The sequence below is a fragment of the Grimontia marina genome, from assembly GCF_900060185.1.
Taxonomy (GTDB): domain Bacteria; phylum Pseudomonadota; class Gammaproteobacteria; order Enterobacterales; family Vibrionaceae; genus Enterovibrio; species Enterovibrio marinus.
Window position 1 is genome coordinate 1 of sequence record NZ_FIZY01000072.1, and the last position, 22,118, is coordinate 22,118.

Consider the following 22,118-nt stretch of genomic DNA (forward strand, 5'->3'; position numbering starts at 1 on the left):
GGTAAAGCGATAAAATACACGCTAGGTCAATGGCCGAAGCTCATCCGCTATATCGACGATGGTCATTTATCGATAGACAATAATCGCGCTGAACGCGCAATTAAATCGCTGGTCATTGGCCGAAAAAACTGGCTCTTCTCGACCAACCCTGCTGGGGCTGACGCGAGCGCGATGCTTTATAGCATCGTCGAGACAGCAAAGGCCAACGGACTCATCCTCTACGATTACATGGTCAAGTGCATGAAAGAGCTTGCGAAAGCAGAGCCTGATATCGATGCGCTCCTGCCATGGAACTTCAAACATTAGCAAGATCGCCCTGTGGGTTCATGGGGCGCATACTGTTTGGGGATAAACAAAGGCAAAAACTCTGATAGGTAATAAAAGTGTTTTCATTGCCAAATGTTTTTTAAGTGATTGAAAGTCATTTCTGATTGGAGAAATTTTAAAGGTTTATCTACATAATTTGACAATGAATATATAAATTAAGGTAGAGCTAAAAGTAATAATTTATTTTTTATTTGGTCATATTCACTGCATTAATATTTAATTTTCAGTGTAATGTTTTGAAGTGGGGTTCATTACTTATGATAATTCTATTAATGCAACTTTTGTCTTATTTATGATGCGATAATTAAGGCCGCAACATGGCATTATAGACTGGAAGTTTCGCGGCAATCGCGTTTTTTTGGGGGAAAGTCATGGCCAATCTTTCACCATATTTTATAAAAATATCAAAATACTATAATCACTTCTTCATTGTTTTTGCTTGCTTGTTAGTATTTTCTGAATCTGTTTGTGCCAAGCCACTATCAGAACGACAAAAGATCCAGCTCGATGCCCTAAAAGGGGTTTCAATGTGTGTAGAACCCAATTGGTTACCTTTTGAATATATCAATCAGGATGGAGAATTTGTTGGCGTGTTGGCTGATTATGCTGCTCTTATCAGCGACAAACTAGGCGTTACTTTCCATCTTCATCCCACCGGAACTTATCAACAAAGCCTGGAAGCGGTAAAGGCCGGGAACTGTGACATCATTGTCGCTGAAGTCGCCACAGAAGAAAAACGTCAGGACTTTCTGTTTACCAAACCGTACTTCACTTCGCACCGAGCCCTAGCAACCCACGCTGATGCGTCTTTCGTAGGCGATCTCAATAATCTTGCTCAGGAGACGATTGGTCTATTGCGGGACTCTCCAGCTTCAGAAATCTTACCAAAGCTCTATCCACATCTTGATTTTCAAGTGTTTAGCTCAACTGAGGAGGGGTTGAAAAAGGTCGAAACAAAAGAAATTTTTGGATTTGTCAATGTACTGGGCTCTCTGGTTTTTATCATTCAAGAACACAACATCACCAATGTGAAAATAGGTGGTGTTTTGCCTTCAAACGCCAAGCTTTCTATGCTCGTTAATCGAGATCTTCCGGAATTAGTGGAGTTGTTAGATTATTCAATCAACGAAATCACGCCCTTGGATCGAAAAGAAATTTTCGAGCGCTGGTTCCCGGTGAAGTACGAGACTGGTTTTGAGTGGGGGCTGTTTTGGTCCGTCGTGTCGGCCATTTTAGTGTGTGCCATGTTTACGGTAGGTTTGTTTTATCAATGGAATATGAGGCTCAAGCAGGAAATCAGGCTACGTCGTAGTGCGGAAAAGAAGATCACCAAATTGGCGCTGAGCGACCCCCTGACCAAGTTGGCCAACCGAATTCGTTTCAATGATGATTTAAAAGTAGCATTAGAGCTTGCTGAGGCAGAAAATGGTCATGTCGCGCTTGCCATTCTTGATTTAGATGACTTCAAACCCGTTAATGATGAGTATGGCCACCCTATAGGTGATGAATGCCTCAAGATTGTGGCGGATAGACTATTGATGCAATGCAGGGATCAGGACACGGTTGCCAGACTGGGTGGTGATGAATTTGCCATTGTCTACAGTGGACCAGAAAGCCGGGAGTATTTACCTGATATTGCAGAGAGGCTGATTGAATCTGTTGGCCAGCCTATATTTGCTGATGGCATCGAGATTCAGGTTGGGCTATCAATTGGATATGCGTTCTATCCAGATCATTGTGACAACTCTGACTCCCTTATTCGTTACGCGGATGAAGCGCTTTATGTGGCGAAGAAAACGGGAAAAAATAAGTTCCGTATCTATGAGCCAGATGCGAAAAAAACGTCTAATGCTGCAGTTAACGTAAATGAAGCCTCCCTCACCACACCTCAATCTTAGCGATTCGAATCGGCTATATATACCCAAACAACCTGAAGAAGCATGATTCAACTCGCCCGAAGGGAGGCCCTCAATGCGCCCACTTCTTCGTTAAATTCCCCCGGAAATAGAACGACTATTCCACGCGAAATTTGCCTCGAATTGAATGCATTGATGACCTCTGAATTCAAGCATCTTCAGGTTGTTTGGGTATAAAAAGAAGCACCAGATGGTGCCCCTTTGATAAATTGCTACGGAGGTTTACGCCATCTGCTCTGCAGCTTCTTGTTCTAAGCGTTTCTTTTCACGCATCAGTTCATTGAATTCAATGCGAGCTTGTTGAGCGGCTTCTGATGCCTGAAGTTTGTGCTCTTTCGCAGCCATAGCCTCATCTGTTAGGCGTTGGATTTGATCCAATTGTTCCTGTGGTGCATTACCCAGTTCCATACCCGTTTCACCACGTGACAGTGCTTCGGCGCGGATGTGTTTTTTCAAATCCCAGATAGCATCCAGTTTCTCACGCTCTTCGTTAGCAGCTTCTATCGCTTCGTCTTTCAAACGTTCAAACTTTGCCATCGCCATACCTTCACGAGACCAAGGGTCAACCTCCGGAAACTCTTCGATGTTGATGGTTGGGTCTTCGTAGCCTTCCTGATGTGAAAGGTCGAGCGTTGCTGCTTTCACACCTGAGATCATCAGCATGACCGCAATCACCAGCAGAGGTAAGCCGCCGACGATTGCCGCCGTTTGTAGCGTTGCCAGACCACCCATAAACATCAGGATAGAAGGCATCACAGACAGGGTGAATGCCCAGAACAGACGGTTCCAGCGCAGCGGGTCTTCAGTCACGTTATTCTGTACTACAGAAGCCAGAATGAACGAGATGGAATCGAACGTGGTCGCGGTGAAAATGATACATAGAATCGTGAACACAGCGATAACCACAGTGCTCATAGGCAGCTGCTCAAGGATTGAGAAAATCGCCGTTGTCGCGCCTTTCTCATTCAGGATAGAAACAACATCCAATTGACCTGACAGTTGCAGCGACAGACCAAAGTTACCCAGGATCATGAAGTACAGCGCACAGCCCAGCGAGCCGAAGAAGATGGAGCCTGAGACCATCTGCTTGATAGTACGGCCACGCGAAATACGCGCCACAAACAGACCCATACTTGGCGCGAATACCAGCCACCATGCCCAGTAGAAAATAGTCCAATCCTGCGGGAAGTGGGTGTCTTCAAACGTGCCGTAGCCACCAAACGGTTCTGCCCAGGTTGCCATGACGAAGAAGTTCGACAGCATACGACCGATGGAGTCCAAACCGGTTTCCAGCATGAACAGCGTTGGGCCAGCAAACAGTACAAATGCCAGCAGACCGAGTGCACCCCAAAAGTTAATGTTACTCAGAACCTTGATGCCCTCATCCATACCTTTGTAAGACGAGTAGGCGAACAGCGCGGTACAAAGCAGCAGAACACCGATTTGAGTCACTGTGGTAGAAGGAATGCCAAACAGGTAGCTGATACCTTCGTTGATCAATGGTGCGGCCAGACCTAATGTGGTTGCAGCACCACCCAGAAGACCAAAGATGAAGAGTACATCGATGAACTTGCCCAGCTTACCGTGGCTGCGTGCTTCACCAATCACAGGCATCAGCGCCGCAGATACTTTCAGTACAGGCTGCTTACGAACATAGAAGAAGTAAGCAATTGGAATAGCTGGGATCAGGTAAATAGACCAAGCAATTGGACCCCAGTGGAAAATACCGTAGGTCGCGGCCCAACGAACGGCTTCTTCACTGCCAGCCTGAAGCTGGAAAGGAGGGTTTTGATAGTAGTAAGCCCACTCGATAGTACCCCAGTAAAGAATACTGGCACCGATACCGCCACAGAAAAGCATCGCAGCCCAAGAGCCGGTCGCAAACTCTGGTTTCTCGTCTGCGTCACCAAGTTTGATTTGTCCGATATCGCTGAAAACGATGTAAGCCATAAAAAAGAAGGCAGCGATACCAAGAGCCAGGTACATAAAGCCCAGCTTGTCTGTCATAAAGGTTTTTGCAATCGCAATCCACTCTGCGCCTTGGTCAGGCCAAACCAGCAATGGAACGATGACAGAAAACAGCAGCCCCAACGCACCGAAGAAAGTCGGCTTGTCGATGAGCTCAAAGTGTTTTTTCATAAAATAAACTTCCAGTTCACAGTGTTGTATCTAGAAATTCTCATGATGAATGCAATCCATATCAATTCAGCTATTGGATGCTGAAGATAAAAAGGATTGATGAAATTCACTGCGTGAATGGAATGACGAGTGGTTCTTGTGTTGGGTGAATTTTGCTTTCCGAAAGAAGGAGTGGGGTTAACAATTTGGTGATAGCTTGCACGATGAGAGGAATTATTCTTTTACAAAATAGAGACCGCTCATCAATCTAAAAGTGTGAGCGATCTCAAAATTGCTTATCGTTCGAAAGATTAAGCGATCTTCTCCGCTGACGCGAGACGGTATTGAACCATGTCTTCGATGGTCAGTACTGGCATGTCATGCTTCTTACCGAACTCGACGATCTCTGGCGCTTTTGCCATGGAGCCATCTTCATTCTGCACCTCACACAAAACACCAACAGGCGAAAGGCCGGCCATTTGCATTAGATCGATAGTGCCTTCGGTGTGACCACGACGGACAAGAACACCACCTTTGCGTGCGCGGAGTGGGAACACGTGGCCAGGACGCGCCAGATCAGAAGGTTTTGCATCTGGGTTCGAGGCGGTTTTGATCGTAGTGACGCGGTCAGCCGCAGAAACGCCGGTTGTGACGCCCACTTTCGCTTCGATGGAAACGGTAAAAGCGGTCTGGTTGGCGCTGTTATTGTTGGCCACCATTTGCTGAAGTTCGAGCTTATCGGCTTGTTCTTCAGGCAGGCACAGGCAAACGATGCCGGAGCATTCGCGGATCATAAGTGCCATTTGCTGAGTGGTTAGGTGGTCTACAGAATAAATGATGTCACCTTCATTCTCGCGATCTTCATCGTCGAGAAGCAAAACGCCTTTACCCAAACGCAGTGCTTCAAGCGCCGCTTCAACGCGCTCAAATGGGGTGCCAGAAAGTAGAGATGTGTGAGTCTGATTCATGGTAACTCCTAAGTTTAAATACCAGAATCAGGGCGTATACCCAAACGACCTGAAGATGCGAGCATTCAGAGGTCATCAATGCGTTCAATTCGAGGCAAATTCCGCGAGGAATAGTCATTCTATTTTCGTGGAATTTAACGATGAAGTGGGCGCATTGAGGGCCTCCCTTCGGGCGAGTTGACTGACGCTGTGCTCTTTGTTGTTCCTTTTTGATGGAGGTGGCTACACCTACAAAGGAACGCCGCGATCACAACACCAGGCAAGCTCGCTGAATCCTGCATCTTCAGGTTGTTTGGGTATGGATGAGCGCAAACTGCGAACGCAGCTATGCGCAATCCACCGATCTTCGGCTAAGCGAACGCCGCCGTGAATCGGTGCATTTTTATCATCCTCTTTCATCCGGACTATAACCGTCGGCCTTGGCGTTTCACCAAGTCTGCTGACCCCAAGCATGCGCTTGGGCGCTCGCGGGCTCGCCAGTCTTACAATGATTTGCGTGCTGACATACCGCCGGTGGGGAATTTCGCCCCGCCCTGAGAATAATGCTCAAAATGAGCAAACAAATATTACTGTGTTTTCAATAGAAAAGGGAAGGGCAGATCGGCTGCATGCTTATTGTTTGCGCGATCAGTGTTCCATACGTCGCATGTACTCTTTCGGCGTACACCCACGGACGCGTTGGAAGGCTTTGGTGAAGCTTTGTGGGTTGCTGTAGCCAAGTAGACGGGCAACCTCATCCGGGGCATAGCCCTTTAACATGTACCTCGCCGCAATGTTATTCAGCACATAACCCCGCATGGACGAGAAACTGAAACCCAGTCGATGTAATCGTCGCTGCAATTGCTGCGTGGAAAGACCCAGTGTTGATGCGACCGTTTCCAAAGAGGGCATGCCGTAATGACGGGTGAAGTTCACGACTTCATACAGCGCTTTGGTGGGATCATCGCGTTGCGGCATATTGACCAGTTCATCCAAATCAAACAAAGAAATCAGTGTTGCTTTGTTATGGTCGCGCGGCACGGCATGTTCCAAAAGGAGTAGTTTATTATCGAACCAGACTTCCGTCATGGCACAACCTGTCTTCACTTCACATCCAAACCATTCGCTTGCAGCGTTGATATCGATATCCGTTCCTTTGAGTTTGACAGCCAGCGGCGCAAAACCGTCATGGGTGAAATGGCGAAGGACTGAGGTCATCATAATCGCGACGCGTAGTGAATCGATACCTGCCGCCGTTCCTGAGTATTCGTTGTCATAACACCACTTCAACAACTTTCCTGATTGCCTTCCCACGTAGTGAGCGCCTGAGTGGAAACAGCTCAAACCATAGTTGATGCGTCTGAATGTCACCGCTAAATCGGGAGCAGACATAAACCAGTTTGCTTTCACATCAATGGAGGAAATCGTCAGGGAATCTGCAATAGCGAGTGGGTAAGACGGGTTGCCTGAGAGCTCGGCGATCTTTGTTAGCCATTCATTGACTACCGCATGGGGGACGAGTGCCATTTCATCACTGTACAAAGACACTGGAATACCCAGTTGTTCCGGCATTAAGTGATATTTCGAACATGCACCACTGATTAGCGGACGGATGTAAGCCATGCGGATAAATGAGATGTCGAACATATACATCACTTTTCTATGGATAGGATGATTCAATATATACAAAAAATTAATCTAATCAATCCATATTCAAGTGTCGTTAATCTTTCTGTGTGAACATTCATGCATTGAATGAATGTCGGAGTATATGAATGAGCCTGTTGGCAACACCTTTTGTAGATACCACCACGGATACTGTCCTTCATGTGGTCGCGCTAGTTGTACTTTTAGGGTCGGTTGGCGCAATCGCTTTTGGTTTTTGGAAAGTTCATGAATTGCCTGTAAGCAAGGCCCGAAAAAAGCAGCATCATCAAATGGGACTGATATCTGCACTGACATGGATTGGTTTTCTCTGGCATTGGGTGTGGGTAGTTGCCGTCATTCTCGCCTTTGTGGATGGAGAGAAAGCACTGAGAAAGATTCGGGACATCTGGCGTGAGCCGAATGCGCCAATCAATGAAACCGAAATCACCACAAAGACAGTTAGCGAAAAGGAGGAAAATCATGCTTGAAGGTTTAGCCGTATGGGCCCTCTTTATCTACCTACTTCGTTTGGTTGGCATGCCGTGGAATGTTTATAGCAAGGCATTTGCGTATATCGGTGGTGGTTCTTGGCTGATTTTTGTTTGGATTGGGTTATTGAATTTCACGCCGATGGATCTGACTGGCGGGTCTGTCGTGCAGTCTCCTCATATTCAGTTGCGCCCGGGTTCTAATCAAATTCGCGGCAATGTCGATCAAATTTATGTGAGCCCGAACCAGCGCGTTGAAGAGGGTCAGCTTGTTTACACGCTTGATGCTGAACCTTACGAAATCGCTCTTAATCGTGCTGCTGTTGCCGAGCATGCCGCAAACGTGGCACTCGAAGTGGCGATTCAGGATGTCTCTTTGAATGAACAGCAATATGAAGCAACGAAAGCTGATCTCAATGTGCTTGAAAGCCAGCTGGCAGCAGCAAAAGAAGATGCAAAATGGAAGACCAACCAGCTGAACCGGTACATTACTCAGAATAAACGTGCACCAAATACAGTAACTGAATCAGTGATGGACGAGCAACGCAACAAGGTTCAACTCGCCGGGGCTCAAGTCGCCACGCTCGAAAAGCAAATACAAAAAGCGGAAATTGGTGTTGAGCAAGCGCGTTTGAACAAAGAAAAATCGGTGCTGGCCGTCGCCACTAAAGAAGCAGACTTGGAAAGTGCGCGTGAAAATATTGCTCAAGCTGAGTGGAACCTTGAACAAACCCGAGTACGCGCGCCGGCAGATGGTTATGTGACAAATTTCATTATGCGAGAAGGTCAATATGTGGGCCTGGTTCCTCGCATCCATATGTACACCGATGAAAAATATGTATTGATGCGCGTAAACCATCAGGCAATTCGCAACGTGGAAGTGGGGCAGTATGCGGAATTCGCCAGCCCGGTTTACCCGGGCAAGATCTTCAAAGCCGAAGTGGAAGGTATTGTAGAAGCGACGGGTGAATCTCAGGCTAGGTTGATTGCGACTGATGACAATGTGCGCATGACAACCGGCTCAAACCTGGCCAACAAACACCACTTTGTCAGGCTGAAACTGGAAGAGCCAGAAGGCTATGATGTTCCTGTTGGCGCAGTGGGTTTGGCTTGGGTCTCTGGGGAAAAACCTATCGGGTTTATGAGCTTCTTGGATGTGATTCGCGGCATCATCATCCGAATGAAAGCGCAGCTTTACTTCATTTATTCGATTTAACCGACATTCTTCTCCCAAAGGGCTCTTTAAGAGCCTTTTTTCTTGCGCCTGTGACTCTGTCTCATCGTCATTCTGCCCACGCTTAATAATCCGTTGTTTAGAGTGCCGGAATGTGAATCATCAAACGATAGAAAGTCAGCAACCCAAAGGTTTGCGAGCCATTGCCATCCTGGAAGCAGGGAAAGGCTTATTGGCATTGATTGTCGGGCTTGCACTGCATGAACTGGGAGGTGTGGAAATTCAAGCGTTATGCGAACAGATGCTGCGCCACTTAAGGCTCAATCCCGCAGGGGAAATCCCAAGTGTGATTCACAAAGCGCTGACTAGCGTTGATGACAGGAATCTCACCATATTTGCGTTAGGGACGTTACTTTATGCCATTGTGCGCTTTATCGAAGCCTATGGATTATGGCGGGCTTTTGGTTGGACAGAGTGGTTTGCCCTCGCCAGTGGTGCGATTTATTTACCTTTCGAAGTTTACGAGGTGTTTACCACTGGGAAGACTTTGGCATATTTAGCACTGGTAATGAATTTGTTGGTGGTGGGCTATATGGCCTTGATTATTCAGAAGCGTTACCGGAACAAGCCAAGTGCTTAAAAGACCGCTTTATATCGCAAAATGAATAGAAAATAACATTTGCGCCATGAATGGGATTGGCTTGGTCGCATTTGCATGATTTATGGGTGATTTCTGTGTTTGTAACGGGGTTTGTTTGAATGTTTATTAATGTGTTGATTTGGGTCATTTCAATGAATTAACATGCGCTTTTTTCACGCTCACGTAAAAATAAGTACAAATATAATGACAACAGATACAAAGCCTTCAAAGTTTAAATCTTCAGCCATGATTGCTTACATGCTGCTGCTCAGTGGCTTGCTGACATTTGGTATTTTCAGCATTGCAGGTGCCATTTTTGCTTACTTTAAGCGAAAAGAGGCGATTGATGCTGGTGAAGACATGTATGTCGATCACTTCCGTTGGATTATTCGAACCTTTTGGATTGCGTTACCGCTGGCGATGATGAACCTTCTGCTGATCCCATTCGGTATTGGAATGTTGACTGCAGGTGTGACTTACCTTTGGGTGTTCTACCGTGGCATGTATGGTGCAAAAGTCCTGACTGACCTAAAAAGCCCTTACAGCAACCGCCAAGTCAAGACGGCGTAAAATTCGCAGTTTCTCCCTTAAAAAACCGCTCTTCGAAGCGGTTTTTTTATATCGAGGTATTTTCAGTTTCAGGGCATTCGGCTGCTTTGTGCTTACTCAGGGTACGTTGTAATAGCTGACTGTAGAGCGGTTTGCCGCCCATGGCCTGCGCCGTCATGGTTGCACCGAGAGACGTAATCAAAAGAGGGAGGATAAGCTCATAGTTGTGGGTGAGCTCGATCACTAGAAGTATTCCGGTGATGGGCGCGCGAACGGTAGCGGCAAACAGTGCGCCCATTCCTGCGACAGCAAACATCCCGATAGTGATGTCGAAATCGGGAAACACCAACATACATACGGCGCCAAAACAGGTACCGAACAGCGTTCCCAGCGCAAGCATGGGGGCAAAAATACCGCCGGGTGCGCCGGAACAAAAACACGCGAGAGTGGTGACTGTTCGGGCCACGAATAGTATTAAAAGCATAGAAAGCGTAAACGACCCGCCAACGGCATCTGTGATCAGGCTTTCACCTGCGCCAGTTAATCGAGGCAGAAAAATGATCATCACACCAAATATGGCGCCAAGCGCTCCGCCAATGCCGATAAACCGCTTCGTCTCATCTCGGTGCAGGCGCTCGAAACCGTCCATACTCCAAACCACCATTCGGTTGAACAGCACGCCAAAACCGCCAAACATGAGCCCCAGAATCAAGAAAAGCCCTAGTGCTTCTAATGGCACTTCAGTGTGTGCTGGTAAGGGGATCATTGCATCCTGGCCCTGAAAATATCGGTAGGTAATGGTCGCGACAATCGCGGCAATCATGACGGACTTAATCGAAATCAGGTTGTAGCGGAACTGAGGGCGCATCTCTTCGACGACAAACATAATTCCCGCGAGTGGTGCGTTAAAGGCTGCGGCTAAACCAGCGGCAGCCCCTGAAGCCACTAAGGTGTGGCGACTTTCATCATCATTGAGCCGAAATATATCAGTGATCATTCTGCCGACACTGGACCCCATTTGTACCGAAGGTCCTTCACGCCCCAGAACCAGTCCTGCTCCGATTGCGCCAATACCACCAAAGAACTTCACTGGAATCACCCGCCACCAACGAACAGGACGAAGTCCATCAAGTGCGCCCTCTATTTCGGGGATCCCAGAACCAGCTGCTTCTGGAGCGACTTTCTTTACCAAAAAGAAGCCGCACGCTGAGAGCAAGGCACTACTGATCACAACTGTCACTATGTTCATCAGCGACATTTCGCCATGGGCTTTTGACCATTCATTACGCTGCGCGATGACCCACTCAATGGCGATGTCGAAGAATGTACACAAAAGGCCAGCCAACAAGCCGACAAATACAGCAAGGAAAAGAATAGGAAGCGAGCTTTGATGGCTGGCGAGAAATCGACGCATCACTCCTGTTTGGGGGTTACGTGCTGCTGCACTTGCCTGCCCTCCTTCTGTTTGCTCGGCCATCGCTTGCTTCCTTTGTTCAACTCGTTTCAGCATAGAGCAGGAAGGAAGAGGGTTATTCTTCGGAAATGATACAGTCGCGATTATGTAATGAACCAGATACTGTTGGCGTTTCTCCACGCTACTACAGCATCAATAAACTCTCTGAGCTTTTTGGGATAGAAACGCTGATGGGTATAGACAAGATGCAATTGATGCTGACTCGCAAACCAATCCGGTAATACGCGCATTAGACTGCCATCCGAGAGGTTTTTTTCAACCAAGGCAAGAGGAATGCAGGCGACCCCTAATCCTCCCGCCGCTAACGCTATGAGCCCTTCATAGCTCGAGCTGGAATATTGCCCCTTGGCGGTAAGTTGGACGCTTTGTCCATTACCTGAGTGTAAGGTCCAATTATTCCAGGACGTATCAAACGAGCTTTTGAGGCAAGGCGCTGTCAGTAGGTCACTCGAAGAGCGAATTTCATGCTTCTCAAATAGCGACGGTGAGCAAACCAGTATGTCTTTCAAAGCGCCAATATCTCTCGCGACCAAGTTGTCAGGGAGGGCTTTTTGAGATCTTAGCGCCACGTCCGATTCACCAAATTCAACATCTTTGATGTCGGTAGTGAAATCCAGTTCTATGTGTATGTTGGGGTTCCCTTTGGAAAATGCGGGAAGTGCTGTTTCGGCAATAATTGGGCCTAACGCATCTGGTGCAGTAAATCGGATATAGCCATAACCATCTTGAGTCAGCATGTTGATGCTTTGTGCCGCTTTATGCGAGATCGCGTCGATTTGTTGCGCGGCGCCAAAGAGTTCCTTTCCTGGTTCTGTCAGTACCACTGAACGAGTCGTCCTGAAGAACAGTCTACATGCCAGTTCACTCTCTAATGCACGAATGTGCCGAGAGACCAGTCCCTTCGATACTCCCAGAACATCCGCTGCTTTTGAAAAGCTGCTCAACTCCGCCACGGTTTTAAAAGTTTCTAAATGCCTAAGGTTCACATTGAATCCAAATAGTAAACAGTGTGTTTAGTTTATACGGTTTTTTGACCTGGATTTACCTCATAAGATTTTTACGTAAACAAATGGCGCGCAAGTCGCGAGTTTAAAATCAAAGAGGACATTGAAATGAGCGTAGGTAATGTAAGTAAGAATATGGAAGTGGCCAAAACTTATTTTCAGGCAGTACAAACGGGCGATCTGGAAACACTGGGTGCGCTGGTAGCACCAAATGTGGTTTGGTACCAACCAGGCAACAATCGCTTTTCAGGAAAGCACGAAGGTGCTCAAGCAGTTTTTGGCATGATTGGTGGCATGATGGAAGTGTCACAAGGCTCTTTTAAAATTGAAACCTTTAACGTTGTTGGTGGCAATAAAAACAATGTCGCTGTGATCGTCGAGTTTTCGGCAGCTCGTGGAGACCAATCAATGCGTATGGTCGGTGTCGATATGCTGACTATCGAGGATGGAAAGATTGTTGAAGCCTGGCTTTACTCAGCAGATCAGGCTTCAGAAGACACATTCTGGGGAAACTAAACATAAACCCAATGCTTGTGGCGTAAATCTAAAAGGGGCTCAAGCCCCTTTTTTAAACACATTTTCAAAATTTGTACCCAAGTAATTAATCTCTTGTTTTTCGCTTCCATCAGTTGGCGGTATCACCCATCGATCTCTCAGAGCTAACTAACTTCTCATGGCGCGGTGCTCTCATTGTGAGATTCCTTGTCGGGCTGCTGACTGTATTAAACGTTTAGTGTGCTAAATATTGACCAGTCAGACGTTTCGGTTCTTTGCCTATCACTCTCCCTAACTCTCTGATTCTTAGAATGTAAAATTTATCGGATAACTATTTTCCAGGTTTACATATTAAATATCTCTTTGACAACTTATGTCTTATTTGTGACTCTATTTTTAATTGAACGTTCAATCAAGAAACATTTCCGCTACATTTTAATCGGTATGTTGATTGGTTTGAGTACGCACGGAGGAATGAATGCCAAAAGTAGGAATGCCAGCGATTCGCCGCCCACAGCTTGTGGCAGCAACGATTGCGGTCATTGATGAAGTGGGTCTGGCAGGAGCAAGTGTCTCGCTGATCAGTCGCAAAGCCGGTGTATCAGCAGGCATTATCAATCACTACTTTGGCGGGAAAGATGGTCTTCTGGAAGAAACCATGCGCTCAGTACTTCGTGAGCTGTCCAATGGCGTCCAAATCCGTTTGAACATTACCTCCCCAGACGATGCATATGGCCGGATTCTGGCGATTGTTGAAGGAAACTTCGATCCGAATCAGGTCAACAGCAAAGTCACCAAAACCTGGCTGGCGTTTTGGTCTCATGCTATGCACCAGCCTGCGCTTTTCAGGTTACAGCGCGTCAATGAAAAACGCCTGCTATCCCACCTTCGCATTGAGTTAAAAAAGTTGATGCCGACAGAACGTGCAGACTTTGTTGCCCATGGTATTGCTGCATTGATAGACGGGATTTGGCTTCGTGGTGCACTTGCACCAGAGGGCATTGACCCGCACGCGGCAATGGCGACAGTCGAAGATTATCTCAAGCTTCAGCTGAAAGCATTTGAATCCATATCAAAAGGCAAAAAGTAATGGATATTAAGCAGTTATATATTCACGGAAAGTATGTTGATGCGACTTCCGGAGAAACCTTTACCACATCTAACCCAGCGACTGGCGAGACACTGGCTGAGGTTCAACAGGCCAGTCAGACGGATGTCGACATTGCAGTCACCTCTGCTTGGGAAGGCTTCAAGGTTTGGTCATCAATGAGTGCAGCAGAGCGTCGCGGCATTCTGAACAAAGCCGTAGCGATTCTACGTGAGCGCAATGACGAACTGGCAGCGCTGGAAGTGCTGGATACGGGTAAGCCAATGCAAGAAGCCCAGTATGTGGATGTAGTCACTGGCGCGGATGTCATCGAATACTACGCGGGTCTTGCTGTAGCAATTCAGGGCGAGCAGCAAAGCTTGAGCGAAAACCAGTTCTTCTATACGCGCAAAGAACCTCTGGGTGTTTGTGCAGGCATCGGTGCCTGGAACTACCCAATTCAAATTGCGATGTGGAAAGCTGGCCCTGCACTTGCCGCAGGAAATGCCATGGTGTTTAAGCCGTCAGAAGAAACACCGTTAACTGCATTAAAACTGGCAGAAATTTTTACCGAAGCGGGCATGCCGAACGGCGTATTTAACGTTGTTCAAGGTGACTACCGTGTAGGTCAGATGTTGTCGCGCCACGACAACATCGTCAAAGTGTCTTTCACTGGCGAGTGTGGCACAGGTAAAAAAGTCATGGCTGATGCCGCGGGTACGCTAAAGCCTGTCACCATGGAGTTGGGTGGTAAATCGCCACTGATCGTTTTCGACGATGCTGATATTGATAACGCATTATCTGGCGCGATGATTGCGAATTTCTACACCCAAGGTGAGGTGTGTACGCACGGTACCCGCGTTTTTGTCCATGACGATATCTATGACACTTTCCTTGAGAAACTGAAAGCTCGCACGGAACAACTGGTGTTGGGTGACCCTACCGACCCAGAAACCCAAATCGGCGCGCTGATTTCCAAAGACCACCTATCCAAAGTGCTCGGTTTTATCGAAAAGGGTAAAGCAAGTGGCGCGACCTTGTTGTGTGGTGGATACCAAGTGACAGAAGGTGAACTGGCGAAAGGAAACTTCGTTGCACCTACCGTGTTTGCGGACTGCACCGATGACATGTCACATGTTCAAAATGAAATCTTCGGCCCTGTGATGTCTGTCCTGCGATTCAGCGACGAACAGGAAGTCATTTCCCGTGCCAATGACACCTCTTATGGTCTTGCAGCAGGCGTATTCACCACCAATTTCTCCCGCGCACACCGCGTGATTGCCAAGCTTCAGGCGGGCATTTGTTGGATAAACAACTGGGGCGCATCTCCGGCGGAAATGCCGGTTGGCGGTTACAAGCAATCCGGTATTGGTCGTGAGAATGGCATACAGACCCTAAGCAGTTACACCCAAACCAAGAGTGTTTACGTCGAATTGGGCGATGTAGACAGTCCTTACGCATAAGAGATCGGGGCTGGAATGTCGAACAAAGAATTTGATTACATCATCGTTGGTGCTGGGTCGGCGGGTTGTGTACTGGCAGATCGCCTGAGTGCGTCAGGTGAACATCAGGTGCTGATCCTTGAAGCAGGTGGTACTGACAGAAGCATTTTCATTCAAATGCCGACCGCACTCTCGTACCCAATGAACACTGAAAAGTACGCATGGCAGTTTGAAACGGAAGTGGAAGAGGGGCTGGATGGTAGGAAGCTGCATTGTCCCCGCGGCAAGGTTTTAGGTGGAAGTTCATCGATCAATGGCATGGTTTACGTTCGAGGCCACGCTTGTGATTACGATGAATGGGAAGCCAACGGCGCGGCAGGCTGGAACTACCAAAACTGTCTGCCTTACTTCAAACGCGCGGAAACCTGGGTTGGTGGCGAAGATGAATATCGTGGCGGCAACGGCCCTGTTGGCACCTGCAACGGTAACGATATGGCGCTTAACCCGCTGTATCGCGCGTTTATTGATGCGGGTGAGCAGGCTGGCTATCCGGTCACAGAAGATTACAACGGATATCAGCAGGAAGGCTTTGGACACATGCACATGACCGTCGATGGTGGTGTGCGTGCTTCCACTTCAAATGCCTATCTTCGCCGCGCGTTAAAGCGTGACAACCTGACACTGATAAAGGGCGTCACGGTCAAAAAAATCCTGATAGAGAACAAAGCCGCCACTGGTATTGCCTATGAAAAAGGCGGTCAGTCGTTCGAGGTGAAAGCGCGTAAAGAAGTGATCAGTGCCGCTGGCTCTGTCGGTTCTCCGCAACTGTTGCAGGTATCTGGTGTGGGCCCGAAATCCGTGTTGGAAAATGCAAATGTGGAAGTAAAACATGATCTGCCAGGTGTGGGTGCAAACCTGCAGGATCATCTGGAAGTTTATTTCCAATACTTCTGCAAACAACCCATCACTTTGAACGGCAAGCTGGGACTTATCAGTAAAGGTTTGATTGGTACACGCTGGATTTTGTTCAAAGACGGTCTCGGAGCGACCAATCACTTTGAATCCTGTGCATTTATCCGAAGCCGTGCGGGCATTAAATGGCCAAACATTCAATATCACTTCTTGCCAGCAGCAATCCGTTATGACGGAAAGTCTGCGGTGGAGGGGCATGGATTCCAGGTTCATGTTGGGCCAAACAAACCGGAAAGCCGTGGCCATGTGCACATTAAAAGTGCCGACACCAATGACAAGCCGGAAATCATCTTCAACTACATCAGCACCGAACAGGACAAACAGGACTGGCGCGACTGCATTCGCTTAACCCGCGAGATTCTGGCGCAGGAAGCGATGTCGCCTTATCGCGATGGCGAAATCCAACCGGGTATGAAAGTTGAATCCGACGAAGAAATTGATGCATGGGTGAAGGCGAATGTGGAAAGCGCTTATCACCCATCGTGCACCTGCAAAATGGGGGCGGACAGCGATGACATGGCCGTGCTCGATAACGAACTTCGGGTTCGCGGTATTGCCAACCTCCGTGTAGTGGATTCATCTGTGTTCCCAACGATCCCGAACGGCAACCTGAATGGCCCAACCATCATGGTCGCCGAGCGTGCTGCAGACATGATTTTGGGGCAGCCCATGGAGGCGCCGCTGGAAGTGTCCATTTGGATAGACCCGAACTGGGAAACACAGCAGCGTCTGAATCCGAAGTGATGAAGCCTTATGAGGCATCAGGACAAAAAGTAATACCAAGTACCACCCAAGTAAAAAACGGAAGGGTGCAGCAAGCTGTTGCGCCCAAAGCCAAAAAGAAAGGAAGAGGAAGTAACCATGGAAAATAAACAGACCAAGCGACTGGCAGGTTTGAGCATCACACTGGCGGCAGGTCTTACTGCTATCCCAGCAATGGCAAGCCAGTGTGAAACAGTCCGTTTCTCTGATGTGGGCTGGACGGACATCACCGCCACCACCGCTGCTACTGCGCTTGTACTGCAAGGTATGGGATACAACACTGACATCCAACTGCTGTCTGTCCCTGTTACCTATACCTCGCTGGCAAATGGCGATATTGACGTGTTTCTTGGTAACTGGATGCCAACCATGGAAGGTGATATCGCGAAGTACCGTGAAGCCGGCACTGTAGAAACCATCGGTATGAATCTGGAAGGCGCAAAGTACACTCTCGCGGTGCCAAAGTATGCATTTGAAGGTGGCGTGAAAAACTTTGCGGATATCGCAAAGTTTGAAGACAACTTTAAAGGTCGTATCTACGGTATCGAACCTGGTAATGATGGTAACCGTCTGATTCAGGACATGATTGATGCTAATGCGTTCGGTCTGAAAGAATTCGAACTGGTTGAATCAAGTGAAGCGGGCATGCTCTCTCAGGTTAAACGTGCCGTGCGCCGCGACCAATGGATTGTATTCCTGGGTTGGGCACCGCATCCAATGAACAGCAACTTCGAGCTGGAGTATCTGGACGGTGGTGACGACTACTTCGGCCCCAACTATGGCGGCGCGAATGTTTACACAAACGTACGTAAAAATTACACCACAGAGTGTCCGAATGTGGGCAAACTGCTGACCAATCTGAAATTCACTTTGCCAATGGAAAACGAAATCATGAATGGCATTCTGAATGATGGTGAGAAGCCGGAAGTGGCTGCGAAAGAGTGGCTGCAAGGTAACCCGGAAGTGCTTACTGCGTGGTTGGACGGCGTGAAAACGCAAGATGGCAAAGATGCACTGCCTGCGGTGAAGGCTCACCTCAATATCCAGTAAACCCAACTGCATTTCGAAAGCAGTAACCGCGAAAGCAGGTGCTGGGCTATTTTTCAGCCCAGCACACCAACATGGATTTTGGAGCACAAATGAACTGGATTACAGATAATAAAATTCCTCTTGGCAGCTACATGGAAAACGTTGTTGATTGGTTGACTTACAATGCAGCGGGCTTTTTTGACGCGCTTTCTATCTCGCTTGAATGGCTGATTCTGTCCCTCGTCGATGTGATGCAGTGGTTCCCGCCATATGTACCGATTGCTCTAACCGCAGGTATCGCTTGGCTGCTGCATCGACGTGTTTCGCTAGTGATTTTTGTTGTAGCAGCGCTTCTGCTGATTTTAAATTTAGGCTACTGGACGGAGATGATTGAAACCTTCGTGCTGGTACTTACTGCTACGATGTTATCGGTTTTACTTGGTGTACCACTCGGTATTCTCGCTGCACATAGGCCTTGGCTGTATACTTTTATGCGTCCAATTCTGGATCTGATGCAGACCATACCGACGTTCGTTTACCTGATCCCTACATTGGTGCTGTTTGGGCTGGGTGTCGTGCCTGGTCTGATATCCACCATTATTTTTGCGATTGCAGCCCCTATCCGCCTGACTTATCTCGGTATCCGAAGTGTGCCAGAAGAGCTGATTGAAGCGGGTAAAGCGTTTGGCGCTACGCCAAGTAAGTTGTTGTTCAAAGTAGAGCTGCCAGCTGCTATGCCAAATATCATGGCGGGCATTACCCAGTGCATCATGTTGTCACTATCAATGGTGGTCATTGCAGCGCTAGTGGGTGCAGATGGTTTAGGTAAACCAGTCATTAGAGCTTTGAATACAGTGAATATTTCACAAGGCTTTGAAGCGGGACTCGCGATTGTGTTGGTCGCCATTATTCTTGACCGCCTCTGCAAAGCACCTGCATCACAAGGGAAAGAGGGTCAATCATGAAAGCAGTATCGATTGAAAACCTCGACGTGATTTTCGGTCACGGGCTTGAGCGCAGCATTGCCATGCTGGATGAAGGGAAATCCCGTCAGGAGATTCAGGAAGAAACTGGCAATGTAGTTGGCGTCAGTAATGCCACCATTTCAGTAGAACAGGGTGAAATCTGCGTATTGATGGGGCTTTCTGGCTCGGGTAAGTCAAGCTTGTTGCGTGCAGTGAACGGTTTAAACCCAGTGACCCGTGGTTCTCTGAAAGTGTGCGATGGCGAAGAGATGGTAGAGCTTAATGGTATCGATGCTAACAAGCTTCGCGACCTACGTTCCCACCGTGTGTCCATGGTGTTCCAGAAGTTTGCATTGATGCCCTGGCTCCCTGTGGTTGACAACGTTGCCTTTGGGCTGGAAATGCAGGGCATGGGTAAAACAGAGCGCCGCCAACGCGCCATGGAAAAGCTCGATATGGTTGGCTTGAGTGAGTGGCATAACAAACTACCGCACGAGCTTTCTGGCGGTATGCAGCAACGGGTTGGCTTAGCGCGTGCATTCTGTATGGATAGCGACATCCTGCTAATGGATGAACCATTCTCAGCACTCGATCCCTTGATCCGAAACCAACTCCAGGACGAGTTGTTGGAGCTTCAGCGTAAACTCAACAAAACCATTCTGTTTGTCAGCCATGATTTGGATGAAGCCCTAAAGATCGGCAACAACATTGCTATCATGGAGTCGGGGAAAATCATCCAGCACGGCAAACCGGAAGACATTGTACTTCGTCCAGAGACCCAGTATGTCGAAGACTTTGTAGCTCACACCAATCCATTAAATGTGCTTCGTGGTCGTACCTTAATGACAGCCATTGGTGATCTCGGGCGACGAGATAACATGGTCATGCTCAACGAGATGGAGCAAAGCAGACTTCAGTTTGATAGTCAGAGCTCATTGATTGCGGCCTATCGTGGTGAAACAACCTTGCCGATCCTGAGGTGGGATGTTGAAAGCGGTGTTTGTTCGTTGCCGAAAGATGTCATCGTGATAGCGGATGCGGATATTTCAATGCGTAATGCGCTTGAAATTCGATACCAGACAGGTTTACCTCTGTTGTTAACGGAAAATGACCAAATTATTGGAGTATTATCTGATAACGATTTTTATCATGCACTGCTAGGAAAGCATTATTCTAATGCGGCATAATATATAATGTAAACTGCAAAAAACGGTCAGATAATGTCTGACCGTTTCTTTACATATTATTAACATAATCACATTTCAGCTATATTTTTTAAGTCTTATAAATAAGACGTCCTGTAAAATAATCCTTCTTTCTAAATAATTTTTAGTAAAAAACCATCAATTAAATAAAAATAACCTTTACTAAGTATTGATAGGAAAGCATTTTTCTAATGCGGCATAATATATAATGCAAACTGCAAAAAACGGTCAGATAATGTCTGACCGTTTTTTACATATTAATAACATAATCAAATTTCAGCTATATTTTTTGAGTATTATAAATGAGACAACCTGTAATATAATCCTTTCTGAATAATTATTAGTAAAAAAAATAACACTTAATTCTGAAATAGTCTTTACTAAGTTTTGTACTCATTTTTTGTAGAGTACATTTCTTTTTGCCTTAAAACTTTTAGGCAAAACCAAAGTGGTATCTTAATAACATTAGGAATGTATGTGTATGATAAAGATTAGGAAGATTAGTAAGATTAGAAAGATAGGAGGGTTGCTCTGTGCAGCGGTACTCTCGGTTTCATCTTTTCAAACTCAGGCGCAAGTGACCCTCTTACCTGGGTCAACACCTGACCCGTATTTTGACCTTGACACGTTTTATGACACAGTGGGCCTCTATCCTATACCAAAACCTGAAGACAGAGTTGGCCTCAATCCGGGGCAGGTACTTAATAAATCACATCATGCTAACACACATAACGTGTTGGAAAACTTTGTGGAAACACGTAAAGGTTATGGTTATTTGGTGTTTACAGGTGGGAAAGCGATAGGTAACACCGACAATGAATTTAAAGTGACAGTGGGTCCCCACAACACCACGTTGGGTTCAGTGCTTGGTGGTGTTGATTTGAACTTCAACCCTGAAGAGCTGAACTGTGTGCGCGGTCTATACCTTTCACTCAGTGTGGGCAGTGACGTCCCGCTATCGCTAAGCCCAACATGTGATGCGCTGTTGCGTGCCGATATCAACCGTACTATCAGCCACACAGTCGCTGAGGCTGAAGTGCCTATCCCTGAGGTACCTATCGATCCACTTGGTCTTTACCGTCTCGGCGTTAAGGTTGGTGCAGCACTGAAAGTTGGGGCAGATTTTGCCGCAGGCCTAAATAGCTATTCCTAATAGTAGATCTCAAAGATAAGAGAAACTCAGTCCGCTTTGTGCGATCTGATCAATCGCCAAACCGAAACATACCGACAAAAGGACTGAGTGATGGCCATCATAGCACCGATACCTCGTGGCGAACGTCGTAGGATGAAAAAAGCGATACAGACTACCAAGGACAAGGATTATGCCCGCAGACTTATTGCTCTCATGCAACTCCACGAAGGCAAAACGATTGTCGATGTCTGCCGTATTATCAGTGCAGCCCGCTCCTCAGTGGGTAGGTGGATTGACTGGTTTACTCAAGGTGGTATGGATGCCCTGCACGCTTTGCCTGTTGGCAGACCGCCAACGCTTCCCGTTAGCGAAATGTGTGCGATGCTGACTATTCTGGTTCAGTTTTCCCCGCAGGATTTCGGTTATCAGCGAAGCCGCTGGAGTACAGAGCTTTTAACGATGCAGCTCAATGATGTATTCCAAAGTACAGTGGCGGCTTCTACGGTCAGGCGTTGGTTACCGAAAATCGGGATCGTCTGGCGTAGGGCGGCACCTACCCTCAATATTCGAGACCCTGACAAGGAAGAAAAGCTCGCTCAGATAAGTGAGGCGCTGGACAAATGCAGTGTTGACCATCCGGTGTTTTATGAAGACGAAGTTGATATCGACCTTAACCCCAAAATTGGGGCTGACTGGACGGTAAAAGGCCAGCAGAAAAAAGTGGTCACACCGGGACAGAACTGCA

Annotated in this window: 20 protein-coding genes and 1 riboswitch; of the genes, 15 read left to right on the top strand and 5 right to left on the bottom strand. The window is 47.4% G+C overall.

From position 1 onward, the window contains the following. On the top strand, window positions 1–306 hold a 306-nt coding region (locus GMA8713_RS22870; protein WP_157515731.1), incomplete at its 5' end, for an IS66 family transposase. Between the two features lie 392 nt (window positions 307–698). Next, entirely contained in the window at window positions 699–2,225 is a 1,527-nt protein-coding gene (locus GMA8713_RS22875) for a diguanylate cyclase domain-containing protein (protein WP_084387812.1), read from the top strand. A gap of 240 nt (window positions 2,226–2,465) precedes the next feature. Here GMA8713_RS22875 and GMA8713_RS22880 read toward each other — a convergent pair whose 3' ends face one another. The 3 genes from GMA8713_RS22880 to GMA8713_RS22895 all read right to left on the bottom strand — a co-directional run bounded on the left by GMA8713_RS22880 (window position 2,466) and on the right by GMA8713_RS22895 (window position 6,955). Beyond that, window positions 2,466–4,382 carry a BCCT family transporter gene (locus tag GMA8713_RS22880; protein ID WP_062714589.1) on the bottom strand — a complete coding sequence of 639 codons (1,917 nt, stop codon included), beginning with the start codon at window positions 4,380–4,382 and terminating at the stop codon, window positions 2,466–2,468. 290 nt (window positions 4,383–4,672) lie between these two features. After that, window positions 4,673–5,329, bottom strand: a complete 657-nt coding sequence (gene ribB, locus GMA8713_RS22885) for a 3,4-dihydroxy-2-butanone-4-phosphate synthase (RefSeq protein WP_002538010.1) — start codon at window positions 5,327–5,329, stop codon at window positions 4,673–4,675. A 383-nt stretch (window positions 5,330–5,712) separates the two neighbouring features. After that, a riboswitch (FMN riboswitch) is annotated at window positions 5,713–5,874 on the bottom strand. 82 nt (window positions 5,875–5,956) lie between these two features. After that, complete coding sequence (locus GMA8713_RS22895; protein WP_062714621.1) at window positions 5,957–6,955, bottom strand: AraC family transcriptional regulator; 999 nt, start codon at window positions 6,953–6,955, stop codon at window positions 5,957–5,959. A 128-nt stretch (window positions 6,956–7,083) separates the two neighbouring features. Here GMA8713_RS22895 and GMA8713_RS22900 point away from each other — a divergent pair, with 128 nt between their 5' ends. The 4 genes from GMA8713_RS22900 to GMA8713_RS22915 all read left to right on the top strand — a co-directional run bounded on the left by GMA8713_RS22900 (window position 7,084) and on the right by GMA8713_RS22915 (window position 9,827). Continuing rightward, window positions 7,084–7,443 (top strand): MFS transporter, encoded by a 360-nt coding sequence (locus GMA8713_RS22900; protein WP_062714591.1) that lies wholly within the window; start codon window positions 7,084–7,086, stop codon window positions 7,441–7,443. Beyond that, window positions 7,436–8,659: an HlyD family secretion protein gene (locus GMA8713_RS22905; RefSeq protein WP_062714592.1), complete on the top strand. Its 1,224-nt coding sequence runs from the start codon at window positions 7,436–7,438 to the stop codon at window positions 8,657–8,659. The genes GMA8713_RS22900 and GMA8713_RS22905 overlap by 8 nt, the downstream gene beginning before the upstream one ends. A gap of 112 nt (window positions 8,660–8,771) precedes the next feature. After that, entirely contained in the window at window positions 8,772–9,257 is a 486-nt protein-coding gene (locus GMA8713_RS22910; RefSeq protein ID WP_062714593.1) for a DUF2127 domain-containing protein, read from the top strand. A gap of 204 nt (window positions 9,258–9,461) precedes the next feature. After that, entirely contained in the window at window positions 9,462–9,827 is a 366-nt protein-coding gene (locus GMA8713_RS22915) for a DUF4870 family protein (RefSeq protein ID WP_157515733.1), read from the top strand. Window positions 9,828–9,873: 46 nt separating this feature from the next. Here the strand turns inward: GMA8713_RS22915 and clcA are convergent, their stop codons facing one another. Next, a complete protein-coding gene (gene clcA / locus GMA8713_RS22920; RefSeq protein ID WP_062714598.1) occupies window positions 9,874–11,283 on the bottom strand; it encodes a H(+)/Cl(-) exchange transporter ClcA in 1,410 nt (469 codons plus the stop codon). Between the two features lie 80 nt (window positions 11,284–11,363). Then, window positions 11,364–12,266, bottom strand: coding sequence for a LysR family transcriptional regulator (locus tag GMA8713_RS22925; RefSeq protein ID WP_062714600.1), 903 nt, complete (start codon window positions 12,264–12,266; stop codon window positions 11,364–11,366). A gap of 126 nt (window positions 12,267–12,392) precedes the next feature. Between GMA8713_RS22925 and GMA8713_RS22930 the strand changes: the two genes are divergently transcribed. The 9 genes from GMA8713_RS22930 to GMA8713_RS22970 form a co-directional block, all read left to right on the top strand. Then, window positions 12,393–12,800, top strand: a complete 408-nt coding sequence (locus GMA8713_RS22930; protein WP_062714601.1) for a nuclear transport factor 2 family protein — start codon at window positions 12,393–12,395, stop codon at window positions 12,798–12,800. Window positions 12,801–13,257: 457 nt separating this feature from the next. Then, complete coding sequence (betI, locus tag GMA8713_RS22935; protein WP_062714609.1) at window positions 13,258–13,869, top strand: transcriptional regulator BetI; 612 nt, start codon at window positions 13,258–13,260, stop codon at window positions 13,867–13,869. Further along, window positions 13,869–15,329, top strand: coding sequence for a betaine-aldehyde dehydrogenase (betB, locus tag GMA8713_RS22940; RefSeq protein WP_062714611.1), 1,461 nt, complete (start codon window positions 13,869–13,871; stop codon window positions 15,327–15,329). Before betI ends, betB begins: the two co-directional genes overlap by 1 nt. Window positions 15,330–15,344: 15 nt before the next feature. Further along, window positions 15,345–17,024 (top strand): choline dehydrogenase, encoded by a 1,680-nt coding sequence (gene betA, locus GMA8713_RS22945; RefSeq protein ID WP_062714613.1) that lies wholly within the window; start codon window positions 15,345–15,347, stop codon window positions 17,022–17,024. A 117-nt stretch (window positions 17,025–17,141) separates the two neighbouring features. After that, window positions 17,142–18,092, top strand: a complete 951-nt coding sequence (locus tag GMA8713_RS22950) for a choline ABC transporter substrate-binding protein (RefSeq protein WP_062714615.1) — start codon at window positions 17,142–17,144, stop codon at window positions 18,090–18,092. 89 nt (window positions 18,093–18,181) lie between these two features. After that, window positions 18,182–19,036 carry a choline ABC transporter permease subunit gene (choW, locus tag GMA8713_RS22955; protein ID WP_062714617.1) on the top strand — a complete coding sequence of 285 codons (855 nt, stop codon included), beginning with the start codon at window positions 18,182–18,184 and terminating at the stop codon, window positions 19,034–19,036. Further along, a complete protein-coding gene (choV, locus tag GMA8713_RS22960; RefSeq protein WP_062714619.1) occupies window positions 19,033–20,223 on the top strand; it encodes a choline ABC transporter ATP-binding protein in 1,191 nt (396 codons plus the stop codon). Before choW ends, choV begins: the two co-directional genes overlap by 4 nt. Before the next feature lie 766 nt (window positions 20,224–20,989). Further along, the gene (locus tag GMA8713_RS22965; RefSeq protein WP_232314544.1) at window positions 20,990–21,394 is read left to right on the top strand and encodes a hypothetical protein; all 405 of its coding nucleotides are present in this window, start codon (window positions 20,990–20,992) and stop codon (window positions 21,392–21,394) included. 90 nt (window positions 21,395–21,484) lie between these two features. Continuing rightward, window positions 21,485–22,118 (top strand): IS630 family transposase (locus tag GMA8713_RS22970; protein ID WP_157515568.1); only part of this gene is annotated, 634 nt, incomplete at its 3' end.

Coding starts and splice junctions, on each gene's coding strand:
- GMA8713_RS22875 (WP_084387812.1), top strand. CDS start 699: ATGGCCAATCTTTCACCATATTTTATAAAAATATCAAAATACTATAAT.
- GMA8713_RS22880 (WP_062714589.1), bottom strand. CDS start 4,382: ATGAAAAAACACTTTGAGCTCATCGACAAGCCGACTTTCTTCGGTGCG.
- ribB (WP_002538010.1), bottom strand. CDS start 5,329: ATGAATCAGACTCACACATCTCTACTTTCTGGCACCCCATTTGAGCGC.
- GMA8713_RS22895 (WP_062714621.1), bottom strand. CDS start 6,955: ATGTTCGACATCTCATTTATCCGCATGGCTTACATCCGTCCGCTAATC.
- GMA8713_RS22900 (WP_062714591.1), top strand. CDS start 7,084: ATGAGCCTGTTGGCAACACCTTTTGTAGATACCACCACGGATACTGTC.
- GMA8713_RS22905 (WP_062714592.1), top strand. CDS start 7,436: ATGCTTGAAGGTTTAGCCGTATGGGCCCTCTTTATCTACCTACTTCGT.
- GMA8713_RS22915 (WP_157515733.1), top strand. CDS start 9,462: ATGACAACAGATACAAAGCCTTCAAAGTTTAAATCTTCAGCCATGATT.
- clcA (WP_062714598.1), bottom strand. CDS start 11,283: ATGGCCGAGCAAACAGAAGGAGGGCAGGCAAGTGCAGCAGCACGTAAC.
- GMA8713_RS22930 (WP_062714601.1), top strand. CDS start 12,393: ATGAGCGTAGGTAATGTAAGTAAGAATATGGAAGTGGCCAAAACTTAT.
- betI (WP_062714609.1), top strand. CDS start 13,258: ATGCCAAAAGTAGGAATGCCAGCGATTCGCCGCCCACAGCTTGTGGCA.
- betB (WP_062714611.1), top strand. CDS start 13,869: ATGGATATTAAGCAGTTATATATTCACGGAAAGTATGTTGATGCGACT.
- betA (WP_062714613.1), top strand. CDS start 15,345: ATGTCGAACAAAGAATTTGATTACATCATCGTTGGTGCTGGGTCGGCG.
- GMA8713_RS22950 (WP_062714615.1), top strand. CDS start 17,142: ATGGAAAATAAACAGACCAAGCGACTGGCAGGTTTGAGCATCACACTG.
- choW (WP_062714617.1), top strand. CDS start 18,182: ATGAACTGGATTACAGATAATAAAATTCCTCTTGGCAGCTACATGGAA.
- choV (WP_062714619.1), top strand. CDS start 19,033: ATGAAAGCAGTATCGATTGAAAACCTCGACGTGATTTTCGGTCACGGG.